This is a genomic window from Brevibacterium sp. CS2 (genome assembly GCF_005280295.1).
GTDB classification, from domain to species: Bacteria; Actinomycetota; Actinomycetes; order Actinomycetales; family Brevibacteriaceae; genus Brevibacterium; species Brevibacterium pityocampae.
Genome location: NZ_CP040020.1, coordinates 981,745 through 993,712, shown reverse-complemented (window position 1 = coordinate 993,712; position 11,968 = coordinate 981,745). Strand labels below are relative to the sequence as shown.

Sequence of the window (11,968 nt, the reverse complement as noted above, 5' to 3'; positions counted from 1 at the left end):
GCCGGGCGCCTCACCTCGCCGGACCGGGGTCCACCCGGACGCCACCCGGGCTCCGGCCGCCGACCGCCCGCCCGGCTGATCCGCACATCCTGCCGCCCGGCCCTCCCGTCACCCTCTTGATTCATACCCCCTAGGGGTATATCATCCAGACATGGACACACCGCAGACCCGCCCGGAGCCGCAGCCGCCGCACGGCTACACCGCGGACAAGGCCGCCCACCTCGCACGGGTCAGACGCATCGAGGGGCAGGTGCGCGGAATCGGCCGGATGATCGAGGACGACAAGTACTGCATCGACATCCTCACCCAGGTCTCCGCCGCCACCGCCGCTCTCCACTCCCTGTCGATCCGCCTGCTCGACGAGCACATGCAGCACTGCGTGGTGACCGCGGCGCAGGAATCGCCCGAGTCGGCCGAGGCGAAGATCGCCGAGGCCACCGCCGCGATCGCCCGCCTCATCAAGAGCTGAGGGGCTGCGCCGGCTTCACCGGATCCACCCGCCAATCACCGCCATCCACCACTGAAGGAGCACCACATGACCACCACCACGATCACCGTCACCGGCATGACCTGCGGACACTGCGTCGCTGCCGTGAAGGAGGAGGTCGGGGCGCTGCCCGGCGTCTCCGCCGTCGAGGTCGACCTCGTGGCCGGCGGTGGCTCCCCCGTCACCATCACCTCCGAGCAGCCGCTCGATGATGCGGCCGTCGCCGCCGCGGTCGACGAGGCCGGCTACGAGGTGAAGTGACATGACCTCCCCCAGCGCCTCGCGCACCTCGGGACCGGGCGGAGCCGCAGGACCGGCGGGCACCCCCGCCGGCACCTCGGCCCCGGTGGGGGTGCGCGAGCTCGACCTCGACATCACCGGGATGACGTGCGCCTCGTGCTCGGCCCGGATCGAGAAGAAACTCAACCGGCTCGACGGCGTGAGCGCGAGCGTCAACCTGCCGCTCAACTCCGCCCATGTCGAGGTCACCGGCGACGTCAGCGATGAGCAGATCACCGACACGGTGTCCCGCGCCGGCTACTCCGCGACCGTCCGCGCCCCTTTCACCGGCGGCGCCGGCCCGGAGGTCGTCGACTACGGCACGGAGCGGCTGCGTCCCCGCCTCATCGGCTCGGCGATCCTCGGCGTGCCCGTGATCGCGATCTCGATGGTGATGGGCTGGCACTTCCCCGGCTGGCAGTGGGTGGTGCTGGTCCTCAGCCTGCCGGTCATCACCTGGGGCGCCTGGCCGTTCCACCAGGCGGCGTTCAAGGCCGCCCGCGGCGGTTCGACGACGATGGACACCCTGGTCAGCGTCGGCATCACCGTCGCCGGCCTGTACTCGCTCTTCACCCTCGGCCTCGCCGTGTCCCGCGGCCACGTCCTCCACCTGCCGCACGACTACCACATCTGGTTCGAGGCGGCCGTCGCGATCACGGTGTTCCTCCTCATCGGCCGGATCACCGAGGAGCGCGCGAAGGGCACCGCGACGCGCGCGCTGCGCGAGCTGCTGAGCCTGGGCGCCCGTTCGGCGACCGTGCTCCGGGGCGAGGGCGCTGCCCGCACCGCGGTCGAGGTGCCCGTCGAGGACCTCGTGACCGGCGACGTGTTCCGGGTCAGGCCCGGGGAGAAGATCGCCACCGACGGGGTCGTCGTCGCCGGCCACTCCGCGATCGACGAGTCGATGCTCAGCGGCGAGAGCGTGCCGGTCGAGGTCGCCGAGGGCGATCCCGTCACCGGGGCGACCGTCAACACCTCCGGCTCGCTCGAGGTCCGCGCCACCCGCGTCGGTGCGGAGACCACGCTCGCCGCGATGGCCGATCTCGTCACCCGCGCGCAGACCGGAAAACCGCCGGTGCAGCGCCTGGCCGACCGGGTGTCGGCGGTGTTCGTGCCGGCCGTCATCGTCATCGCCGTGCTCACGCTGCTCGGCTGGGGGCTGCTCGGCGGCACCTGGACCACCGGGCTCCATGCCGCGCTCACCGTGCTCATCATCGCCTGCCCGTGCGCGCTCGGACTCGCCACCCCGACCGCCCTCGCGGTGTCCTCGGGCCGCGGCTCGCAGCTCGGCATCCTCGTCTCCGGGCCCGAGGTGATGGAGAGCACCCGCAAGGTCGACACCATCGTGCTCGACAAGACCGGCACCGTGACCGAGGGCCGCATGGAGGTCGTCGGACACGATCTCGCACCCGAGCAGCTCGCCCGGGTCGGCGCCGCCGAGTCCCGCAGCGAGCACCCGATCGCCCAGGCGATCGCCCGCGCGGCGGAGTCGGCGAGTGCCGGGGACGCCGAGCCCGCGCGTCTCGACGTCACCGACTTCGAGAACATCCCCGGCGGCGGCATCCGCGCCGTGGTCGACGGCCGGACGCTGCTCATCGGGCGCCCCGGGCTGCTCCGCGAGGCCGGGATCCCCGGTGTCGCCGACGAGTCCGAGGGGGCCGCCGCGACGCTCGTCGCCGCGGCGATCGACGGGGAGTACGTCGGCCGCATCGAGGTCGCCGACACCGTCAAGCCGAGCGCCGCCGCCGCGATCGGCGAGCTCCGCGAGCTCGGGCTCGAGCCCGTGCTCCTCACCGGCGACCACGCCGGGGCCGCGCACGCCGTGGCCCGCGAGGTCGGCATCACCCGGGTCCACGCCGACGTCCGCCCGGCGGACAAGGTCGCGGTCGTCGAGCGGCTGCAGGACGAGAGCCGGGTCGTGGCGATGGTCGGCGACGGGGTCAACGACGCCGCAGCGCTCGCCCGCGCGGACCTCGGGCTGGCGATGGGCAGCGGCACGGATGCCGCGATCGCGGCCTCGGACATCACGCTCGTGGCCAGCGATCCGCAGCAGATCCCGCAGGCCGTCCGCCTGTCCCGGCGCACGCTCGGGATCATCAAGGGCAACCTGTTCTGGGCCTTCGCCTACAACACCGCCGCGATCCCGATCGCCGCGGCCGGGCTGCTCAACCCGATGATCGCCGGGGCCGCGATGGCGTTCAGCTCGGTGTTCGTCGTGCTCAACAGCCTGCGCCTGCTCCGCTTCCGCTGACCCCCGGAATGCGATATCTCGCGGTTCCTGAGAAGGAATCCGCGAGATATCGCAGTCTCAGCGCTTCACGTGAGGACGCCACACATGGGCTCGCCGGCACGAGTTCGCCCCCACGAGGCCGCCCGCTCAAGGTCGCCCGCATGCGGCCGTCCGCACGGGGACGGGGAGCTCACTTGAGGACGGGGAACTCCGTGTTCTCGTGCTGGGTGTCGTTGCGGGTGACCCAGTTGAGCAGCGCGGCCACAGTGGTCACGACGACGAAGGTGATGGCGGTGTAGAGCACCGAGAGGCCGAGCGCGGTGAGCGACTTCCAGGCCTGCGTGAAGATCACCGTGGAGACGAACACGACCATCGCCGCGATGAAGCCGAAGATCATCGTGTGCTGGTAGGTGACGGCCTTGGCCGGCTGCCCGGCGGGTGTAGTGGGCTTCCGAGGTGAGGTCATGGCCTCCATTCTACGCCTCGGCCCCGCACCCGGCCTCCCGGCGGCGGGCGCCACCACGGAGTATCCGGATCCTGCCGCGCAATTGCGCGGCAGGATCCGGATACTCCGCAGTACGCATGGGTACGCATGGCAGCAGGTGTCCGTCCGCATGGACGTCCGCCGCGCAGCCCGCGGTCCAGCGGGGAGGCGCCTCGTGCTCCGGACACGCACCTGCCGCGCCTTGAGAGGACGCCCGAGGCGGGGCACACTGAGGTGGTGACGAGGCAGCCCGGATCCCCCCGACAGGCAGCACGTCGCCCTGCCCGCACCTCGGGATCCCGCCGAACCTCGGGATCCCGCCGAACCTCGGGAAACCGTCCCACCTCGACGACCGCCCGCACCTGCGCACCCCGCCAAACCTCCGCACCTCGCCACACTTCGGCACCCCGCCGCACCTCGGCACCCCGGCGCCTGCTCGCGCTGCCGGCGCTCGGTCTCGCGCTCGCGGCACTCCTCGCCGGCTGCGGCCCGGACCCCGGACTGCGGATCGAGAACCCGCAGGACCGGTCCTCGAGCACCGTGAGCCCGCCGCCGGCCGGCCCGGCGGACCAGCCCTTCGACCTCCCCTCGATCCGGGAGGCGATCCTCGCCGACACGACGATCAGCAATCAGCCCGACGCCTCGCAGGTCGACGAGGTGCTCCTCGTCTGCACCGAGTGCATCGAGCTCGCCGAGCCGTTCGTCGCCGACGGGCAGAAGTTCCAGATCGCGCTCGTATCCACCCCGAGCGACGACCGGGTGTTCGCCGGCGTCGTCGTCTCCCAGGTCGAGGACCGGCCCCGCGTGAACCTGATAGTTTCAGGCCATGATCTGACACTCACCCCGGGTCGCGGCGGCACCCTGGTCGCCCAGGAGTCGATGTACCGGGAGGGGGATCCCGAATGCTGTCCGTCCGGGTGGTCCGTGCGGGTCTACCGTCATCGCGACGGCGGGTTCGAAGCCGGGCAGCGGATCACGCAGAACGACGGGGCATGAGGAGCGAGGAGAAGAATGCATATCGTGCTGGTCGAGGATGACGAGGTCATCCGCGAGACCACCCAGATCTCACTCGAGCGGTTCGGGTACACCGTGTCCGCGTTCGAGGACGGCCGCGACGGCTACGAGTTCGTCGCCGCCCACGGTGCCGACGTCGTGCTGCTCGACCTCATGCTCCCGACGATGAACGGCGCCTCGATCTGCCGTGCCATCCGCGAGCGCTCCACCACCCCGATCATCATCATCTCCGCCCGCTCGGAGCCGATCGACATCGTGCAGGCGCTCGAGGCCGGCGCCGACGACTACCTCACCAAGCCCTTCGACATGCAGGTGCTCAACGCCCGCATCCGCGCGGTGGTGCGCCGGTTCATCACCGCCGGCACCGGCCGCATGGGCTTCTCCCCCGACGAGGTCGGATCCGCGGCGGACGCGCCCGCCGCCGGGCTCGGCGCCTCGGGCACGGTCGGCACCGACGGGATCCCCGAGGTGCTCGGCCCGTCCCCCGGTCTGGCCGAGCCGCCCTCCCAGTCGCCCCACCGGAGCGCCGAGGGCCACTCGGCCGGGTACCCGGCGCGCCCGCACCAGCGGCCCACCGCCGGCGCCGCCCAGGCCCCCGCCCAGCAGCAGCCGTCGGGCCGGTCCGGGCCCACCGAGCGCGAGGAGCTCGGCCCCTACCGCACCCAGCTCGGTTCGCTCGTGCTCGACACCGGGCGGCTCACCGTCATGGTCGACGGCGAGGAGGTCCACCTCACGCCCACCGAGCTGCGCGTGCTCCTGCTCCTCACCGAGGAGCCGGGCCATGTGTACTCGCGCGAGAAGATCGCCTACACGGTGTGGGGCTACGAGTGGGCGGGCGACTCCCGCGTCGTCGACGTCCACATCCAGCGGCTGCGCAAGAAGATCGGCGCCCGGATGATCGAGACCGTGCGCGGTTTCGGCTACCGGTTCGCCGGCTGACCGGAGTCGCCCGTGTCACTCCGGTGGAAGATCGTCATCCTCATCGTGTCCTCGGTGATCATCGCCGTGCTCGCCTGCGGTGTCATCGTCCGGCAGAGCGCCGCGGCGGCGGAGGACGACCGGATGCGTCAGAACATCAGCAGCCAGCTCGCCGACGCGATCTCGATCTACTCCGACACCGGCGTCCTCACCCTCAACACGAGCGTCGACGACCCCGAGCTGCCCGACGAGGCCCGGGAGGCCGCGCTCGCCGGCCGGAGCGTGACGATCCGGGGCATCGCCGACGGGACCGAGGTGATCTGGGCCGCCGCCCCGATCGAGGTCGGCTCCCACACCGCGGTCATCGCGGTGCGCGCCTCGACCGCGGAGTCCCAGCAGCTCCTCAACGCGATCGACCGCGCGATCCTGTTCGGGATGCTCGGTTCGGCGATCGTCATCGGCGGCATCGGGTCGATCGTCGCCGGGCAGATCTCCCGCCGCCTCACGCTCGGCGCGCAGGCCGCCCGGAAGATCGCCGCCGGCGACACCTCGGCGCGGATCTCCGACGTCATCGACACCGGCGAGGACGAGGTGGCCGCCTTCGCCGCGGCGGCGGACTCCGCCGTCCAGCGACTGGCGGAGAAGCTCGACTCCGAGCAGCGCTTCACCGCCGACCTCGCGCACGAGATGCGCACCCCGCTCACCGGGCTCGTCAACGCCGCGAACCTCCTCGAGGAGCAGTCGCGGCCGGCGGAGCTCGTGCGCGACCGGGTGGCCCGCCTGCAGGTGCTCGTCGAGGATCTCCTCGAGGTGTCCCGGCTCGACGCGGGCCGGGCGCACCCGGAGTTCGCTCCGATGTCGCTCGACTCCTCGGTCCGCTCGCTCATCACCACGCTCGGCGCCTCGGGGGTGACCACCGGGCACGAGATCGAGGTCGCCTACGCCTCCGAGGGGCGCACCGTGGTCACCGATCAGCGCCGCTTCGAGCGGATCGTGTCCAACCTCATCGTCAACGCGACGAAGCACGGGGCGGATCCGATCATCGTCACCACGACGCCGCACGCCGTCGTCGTCGAGGACCACGGGCCCGGCTATCCGCCGGACATCATCGCCACCGGGCCCACCCGCTTCGTGTCCGCCGGGGGCGGCGGCATGGGGCTCGGCCTCGTCATCGCGCAGGGCCAGGCCCGGCTGCTCGGGATGCGGATCGCCTTCAGCAACGGCCCGTCCGGCGGCGCCCGAACCGAGGTGTTCCTCCCCGAGCACGATCCCCGCACCGACGCACCGGGCTGAGGGGCGCGCCCGCCCCGCCGGACTGCGGAGTATCCCGGGACCGTCGCGCAATTGCGCGGCTGAGTTCGGATACCGCGCGGTTCGGCGAGGGGTAGCGCCCAGGACCCGCCGCCGAGGCGCCCCGGCCCCAGATGACGCGTGACCCGGAAGGCGGGTGACCCGGAGGGTGCGTGGCTCAGATGATGCGTGCGCTGCGGGCCCGGTCGATCGCCTGGGTGCGGTTGTCCACCCCGAGCTTGGCATAGATGTGCACGAGGTGGGTCTTCACCGTGGCCTCGGAGATGAACAGCGCCTGCGCGAGCCGGCGGTTCGTCGCGCCGGTGGCGAGCAGCCGGAGGATCTCGATCTCGCGTGGGCTCAGTGCCGTCGCCGGCGCCGCCGCCCGCTTCCTCACCTGGGCGGACACGCTCGGGGACAGCACCGGCCGGCCGGCCGCGGCATCGCGCACGGCTCGGCGCACCGCATCCGGCGGCGCATCCTTGAGGAGGTACCCCGTGGCCCCGGCGTCGAGCGCGGCGACGATGTCGGCCTCGGTGTCGAAGGTCGTGAGGATGAGGACCGGGGGGCCGTCCTCGGCACGGATCCGGCGGGTCGCCTCGATCCCGGTCAGCCCCGCGCCCATCTGCAGGTCCATGACGACGACGTCGAACGCCCGGTCCGGCGCGGCGAGGAGCGCGAGCGCCTCCTCCCCGGTCCCCGCCTCCGCGGTCACCTGCACGCCGCCGGCGTCGAGGAGCGCGCGCAGTCCCGCGCGCACCACCGGGTGATCGTCGACGAGCAGCACACGGGTGCCGGTCATCGCGCCTCCCCGTCCGTGCGCGGCTGGCCGATCCGCGGGTCCTGCGGCTGGATGCGCTCAGTCTGCAGGGCAGCCGGCGCGGGCCCCTCGCTCCGCGATGCGTCCGGCAGCGGCAGGCGGACGCTCACCGCCGTGCCCTCCCCGGGTGCGGACTCGACGACGAGCGTGCCGTCGAGCTCCGCGATGCGGGCACGGAGCTTCACCAGCCCGTAGCCGTGGTCACCGGCAGCCATCGCGGGACCCCCCTCGCCGCCGGCATCTCCCGCACTGCCCGCCTGCGCGGCATCCACCCGGAAGCCCGCACCGTCGTCGTAGACGTCGAGGGTCACCGCGTCGTCCCAGGCCGCGAGGGTGACGACCGCGGTGCGGGCGCCGGCGTGGGCGGTGACGTTCGCGAGCAGCGATTGCGCCGCCCGCAGGAGCACGGCGCGGTGCGCCCCGGGCAGGGCCGCGCCGTCGAACACGCCCTCGGCCCGGAAGCAGCAGTCGAGCTCCCGTCCGGCGGCGCGCGCGAGCTCGGCGGTCTGGGCGCACAGCGCCTGCAGCGCCGAGGGCAGGTCCGCATCGAGCGCCGGAGCGCTGAGATCGCGCACGAAGCGCCGGGCTTCCGCCAAGTTCCGCGCCGCGGTGTCCTCGATGACCTGCAGGCGGCCGGCGGCGAGGTCCCTCTGCTCCCCGGCGAGCGCCTCGTGCGCGGCCCGCGACATGAGCACGATCGAGGACAGTCCCTGCGCCAGCGTGTCGTGGATCTCGCGGGAGAGCCGCTCCCGCTCCCCGGCCCGGCCGGCTGCCCGCTCCTGCAGTGCGAGCTCCGCGCGCGCCGCCTCGAGCGCCCGCACCGTGCGCCGGTGCCGCTGGGCGTCGCGGTACAGCGCGCGGTAGGCGAATCCGATGACGACGGCGACGATCGCACCGATGACCGGCCCGATCGCCATCGCCGGACTGAATCCGGACGGCGGGGCGTGGAGGATCTGGGCGAGCACGACGACGGCGGTGAGCCCGGCGATGCACACGAGCGCGGTCGCCCGCCCGAGGACGACGAGGACGACGAAGAAGAGCGGGAACGCCGCCCAGGAGAAGTCGGCGCTGTGCAGGGTGAGGACCGTCCACAGCGCGATGATGAGGAGCAGCCACGGCACCGCGAGCGGCCCGGGATCACGGCGGGTGCGGCCCTGCGCGAAGTTCCGCTCCCACACCGTGCCCGCGAGGTAGACGCCGGCGAGCACGAGGGTGAGGCTCAGGACGAGGGCGACGACCGCCCGGTCGGGCCGATGGGTGAGGAGGACGCGCAGCGCGCCGATCGCCAGCAGCGTAGCGAAGCTCAGGTGGAGTGCGACGCGCAGCGTGCGCAGCAGCGCCGGGGTCGATGTCGGTTCCACCGCGCCTCCCTTCGTGCCCGTGTGCCCGTCCGAGCGCCGCTGCCGTGCCGGTCCGGGCGCTCATGCCTCGGCACCGATCGTACTGCGGGGTATCCGAAAGCGGGCGCGCAATTGCGCGCTCGGTCCGGGATACTCCGCGGTTCGGCACCCGGGGCCCGCTCAGGCCCGGTCCGTGTCCTCCACGTCGTCGAGGTCGGTGTGGCCGCTCGCGGGGTCGGGCACGCCGGTGAGGTCGTCGAGCAACCGTGCGACCCGGATGTAGCCGAGGTGCGAGTACGCCTGCGGGTGGTTGCCCAGGTGGGTCTCGGAGGCCGGGTCGTACTCCTCGGGGAACAGCCCGGTGGGGCCCATGAGGTCGTCGAGCCGCCGGAACAGGTCGCGCGCGTCGTCGAGCCGGCCGACGAGGATGAACGCCTCGATGAGCCAGGTCGTGCAGATGTGGAACCCGCCCTCGAGGCCGGGCAGCCCGTCGTCGTAGTGGTAGCGGAACACCGTCGGGCCCACCCGCAGGTCGCGCTCGATCGCATCGACCGTCGCGGCGAACCGCGGGTCGTCCGGCGCGAGCAGTCCGGACAGGCCCATGAAGAGGCAGGCGGCGTCGAGGTCGTCCTCGCCGTAGGCCACGGTGTAGGCGCCCACGCGTTCGTTCCAGCCGTGGGTGATGACGTCGTCGGCGATCGTCTCACGCAGCTGCCGCCACGCCCCGGGCATGGTCCGCCCGAAGTGCTCGGCGATCGCGATCGCACGGTCGACGGTGACCCAGCACATGACCTTGGTGTAGACGTTGTGCTTGGGCTCCCGGCGGGCCTCCCAGATGCCGTGGTCGGCCTCGTGCCAGCGCCGCTCGACGGCGGTGACCATCTCGCAGGTGAGTCGCCAGTTGTCCTCCGACAGGTCCTCGAGGGTGAAGGTGAGGTCGCGGAGAAGCTCGGTGACGGGGCCGAACACGTCGAGCTGCACCTGGTGCTCGGCGGCGTTGCCCACGCGCACCGGACGGGAGCCCGCGTAGCCGGGCAGGTGCTCGAGGACGGCCTCGGTGGTGAGTGCGGACCCGTCGACGGCGTAGAGGGGGTGGAGCTGCTCGGGGCCGGCGGCGTCGGCGAGGATCCCGGACAGCCAGCCGAGGAAGCCCTCGGCCTCCGCGGTCGAGCCGAGGTCGATGAGCGTGCGCACGGTCATCGAGCCGTCGCGCAGCCAGCAGTAGCGGTAGTCCCAGTTGCGGATGCCGCCGATCCCCTCCGGCAGGGAGGACGTGGCCGCGGCGAGCACGCCGCCGGTGGGCTCGTGGCACAGCGCGCGCAGCGTGATCGCCGAGCGCGTCACCTCCTCGCGCTTGAGCTGCGGCAGATCGAGGCTGTTCACCCAGTTGCGCCAGTAGCCGGCCGCCCGGCGGCGCACGAACTCCTCGCCGCCGTCGAGCAGGTAGTCGGTGTCGCCGAAGTACCCGCCGCACACGAGCACGAGCACGACCTTCTGCTTTTCGAACTCGCTCGGGCGCACCCGGGCGACCGCGGTGTCGGAGCCGTTCTCGGTCACGATCTCGAACTCGACGCCGCGCGCGTGGAGCATGATCGGCTCCGCGGTGCCGAGGACTCGGACGCCGTCGCCCACGCGCTCGAGCCGGGTCGGGTAGGCGCCGAAGTCCGGGCGCGGGGCGAACCGGATCTCCGCCTCGGCGTCCCCGGTCAGCGCGCGCACGAGCACGGTGTCCTGGCTGTCCTCGGGGACCGGGGCGAGGTAGTCGCGCGCGGTGAGTCCGGCCCAGCGGGTCTCGACGAGGGTGGAGTGCTCCTGGTAGCGCTGGGTCAGCGGCTTGGCCCCAGAGGCGAGTCCCACCGAGTAGTAGCCTGCGGCGTCGGAGCCGAGGATCTCGGAGAACATCGAGGCCGAGTGCGGCAGCGGGTGCGGCATCCAGCAGATCCGGCCGGCCGGGTCGACGAGCGCGGTCGACTGGCCGTTGGCGAGCATCGTGTGCCGCTCGATCGGGACGGCGTTCTTGCCGAACAGCCAGGCACGGCGGAGCTCGAAGATGCTCGTCAGGATGAGCGCGACGGTCTCCGGGTCGGGGATCGTGAACCGCGCGTGGGTGTCCGGGCGACCGGACGCCTCCCCGGTGCCGAGGTGCCCGCCGGCTGCACCCGCGCCGATCGCCGCGTCCGGCGCACCGGACCCGGGGCCCTCGCCCGCCGCGCCGGGTGCGACCTTGATGCCGAGGTCGCCCTCGCCGAGCGTGGCGAGCGCGAGCTCGTCGGAGATGTCGTCGCCGATGTAGAGCACGGCCCCGGAGTCGAGGCGGGCGCGCAGCTCGCGCAGGGCGTCGCCCTTCGAGGTCGTCACGACGCTGAGGTCGGCGACCTCCTTGCCGCGCACGAGGTTGACCCCGGCCTCGCGTGCGATGCGGCCGAGCGCGGCCTGGGCGACAGCACGGGAGTCGTCGCTCAGACCCCGCAGGTGCACGGCGGAGCCGGTGGGCTTGGTCTCGACGTGGAGGTCGGGGAGTTCGGCGCTGAGCTCGGCGACGGCGCGCTGCAGGCCGGCCAGGGCCCGGCGCTCCTCGGCGGAGAGCGCGTCGACGGCGTCGATGTCCGTCTCCGAGCCGTGGGAGCCGACGAGAGTGACCTCGCGGGGGAGCCGGGACATCGCGGCGAGGTCGCGGAGCGAGCGACCGGAGATCACCGCCACCTCGGTCTCGGGCAGCGCGGCGAGTGCGCGCATGCTCACCAGGGAGATCGGCAGCGGGTAGGCGTGCGTGGGCCGGTCGACGATCGGGGCGATGGTGCCGTCGTAGTCGGTGGCGACGAGCAGCCGCGGGGCGCGCGCGATGAGTCCGATCGCGGTGAACAGGTCGGCGTCGAGGGTGCGCATCGCCTCGGCGAGGTCGCCGAGGGGCCCGGCGGTCGGGGCCGCGGGATCCCAGGTGTCGAGTCCGGAGGTGATGACGGTCATGGGGCTCTTCTCACGTGGTGGCTGGTGGCGTGGGGGTCGACGTGGTGTTGGTCGGCGGGGCGGCGCCCGGCCGCAGCCGAGGTGCGGGCCGGCACCGCGCCGGTCGGTGGGCCGGGGCGGAAGCCGGGAATCGGGATCG

The 11,968-nt window shown here is 72.9% G+C and carries 10 protein-coding genes; 6 read left to right on the top strand and 4 right to left on the bottom strand.

What is annotated here, in order from left to right; translation table 11 throughout:
- Nucleotides 1-151 precede the first annotated feature (151 nt).
- From FDF13_RS04325 to FDF13_RS04315, 3 genes are all read left to right on the top strand, one after another.
- Nucleotides 152-469 carry a metal-sensitive transcriptional regulator gene (locus tag FDF13_RS04325; RefSeq protein ID WP_137318582.1) on the top strand — a complete coding sequence of 106 codons (318 nt, stop codon included), beginning with the start codon at nucleotides 152-154 and terminating at the stop codon, nucleotides 467-469.
- A gap of 66 nt (nucleotides 470-535) precedes the next feature.
- Nucleotides 536-748 (top strand): cation transporter, encoded by a 213-nt coding sequence (locus FDF13_RS04320; protein WP_137318581.1) that lies wholly within the window; start codon nucleotides 536-538, stop codon nucleotides 746-748.
- A gap of 121 nt (nucleotides 749-869) precedes the next feature.
- Nucleotides 870-3,017, top strand: coding sequence for a cation-translocating P-type ATPase (locus FDF13_RS04315; RefSeq protein ID WP_254668955.1), 2,148 nt, complete (start codon nucleotides 870-872; stop codon nucleotides 3,015-3,017).
- Nucleotides 3,018-3,186: 169 nt separating this feature from the next.
- Here FDF13_RS04315 and FDF13_RS04310 read toward each other — a convergent pair whose 3' ends face one another.
- A complete protein-coding gene (locus FDF13_RS04310; RefSeq protein WP_137318579.1) occupies nucleotides 3,187-3,462 on the bottom strand; it encodes a hypothetical protein in 276 nt (91 codons plus the stop codon).
- Between the two features lie 255 nt (nucleotides 3,463-3,717).
- On the opposite strand from FDF13_RS04310, the gene FDF13_RS04305 reads away from it, so the two are divergent.
- Genes FDF13_RS04305 through FDF13_RS04295 form a run of 3 tightly spaced genes read left to right on the top strand, consistent with a single transcriptional unit; the run spans nucleotide 3,718 to nucleotide 6,705 of the window.
- Complete coding sequence (locus FDF13_RS04305; RefSeq protein WP_254668905.1) at nucleotides 3,718-4,476, top strand: hypothetical protein; 759 nt, start codon at nucleotides 3,718-3,720, stop codon at nucleotides 4,474-4,476.
- A 15-nt stretch (nucleotides 4,477-4,491) separates the two neighbouring features.
- Entirely contained in the window at nucleotides 4,492-5,433 is a 942-nt protein-coding gene (locus tag FDF13_RS04300) for a response regulator transcription factor (RefSeq protein WP_137318578.1), read from the top strand.
- Between the two features lie 12 nt (nucleotides 5,434-5,445).
- The gene (locus FDF13_RS04295; RefSeq protein ID WP_137318577.1) at nucleotides 5,446-6,705 is read left to right on the top strand and encodes a HAMP domain-containing sensor histidine kinase; all 1,260 of its coding nucleotides are present in this window, start codon (nucleotides 5,446-5,448) and stop codon (nucleotides 6,703-6,705) included.
- Between the two features lie 175 nt (nucleotides 6,706-6,880).
- On the opposite strand, the gene FDF13_RS04290 is transcribed toward FDF13_RS04295, so the two are convergent.
- The 3 genes from FDF13_RS04290 to otsB all read right to left on the bottom strand — a co-directional run bounded on the left by FDF13_RS04290 (nucleotide 6,881) and on the right by otsB (nucleotide 11,829).
- Nucleotides 6,881-7,504 (bottom strand): response regulator transcription factor, encoded by a 624-nt coding sequence (locus FDF13_RS04290; protein ID WP_137318576.1) that lies wholly within the window; start codon nucleotides 7,502-7,504, stop codon nucleotides 6,881-6,883.
- The gene (locus tag FDF13_RS04285) at nucleotides 7,501-8,883 is read right to left on the bottom strand and encodes a histidine kinase (RefSeq protein ID WP_137318575.1); all 1,383 of its coding nucleotides are present in this window, start codon (nucleotides 8,881-8,883) and stop codon (nucleotides 7,501-7,503) included. The genes FDF13_RS04290 and FDF13_RS04285 overlap by 4 nt, the downstream gene beginning before the upstream one ends.
- A 159-nt stretch (nucleotides 8,884-9,042) precedes the next feature.
- On the bottom strand, nucleotides 9,043-11,829 hold the full coding sequence (gene otsB, locus FDF13_RS04280; protein WP_137318574.1) for a trehalose-phosphatase: 2,787 nt from the start codon (nucleotides 11,827-11,829) through the stop codon (nucleotides 9,043-9,045).
- Nucleotides 11,830-11,968 lie beyond the last annotated feature (139 nt).

What these genes read in the sequence shown, in the direction of transcription:
- FDF13_RS04320 (WP_137318581.1), top strand. Translation starts at nt 536, where the DNA reads ATGACCACCACCACGATCACCGTCACCGGCATGACCTGCGGACACTGC.
- otsB (WP_137318574.1), bottom strand. Translation starts at nt 11,829, where the DNA reads ATGACCGTCATCACCTCCGGACTCGACACCTGGGATCCCGCGGCCCCG.
- FDF13_RS04315 (WP_254668955.1), top strand. Translation starts at nt 870, where the DNA reads ATGACGTGCGCCTCGTGCTCGGCCCGGATCGAGAAGAAACTCAACCGG.
- FDF13_RS04310 (WP_137318579.1), bottom strand. Translation starts at nt 3,462, where the DNA reads ATGACCTCACCTCGGAAGCCCACTACACCCGCCGGGCAGCCGGCCAAG.
- FDF13_RS04290 (WP_137318576.1), bottom strand. Translation starts at nt 7,504, where the DNA reads ATGACCGGCACCCGTGTGCTGCTCGTCGACGATCACCCGGTGGTGCGC.
- FDF13_RS04325 (WP_137318582.1), top strand. Translation starts at nt 152, where the DNA reads ATGGACACACCGCAGACCCGCCCGGAGCCGCAGCCGCCGCACGGCTAC.
- FDF13_RS04300 (WP_137318578.1), top strand. Translation starts at nt 4,492, where the DNA reads ATGCATATCGTGCTGGTCGAGGATGACGAGGTCATCCGCGAGACCACC.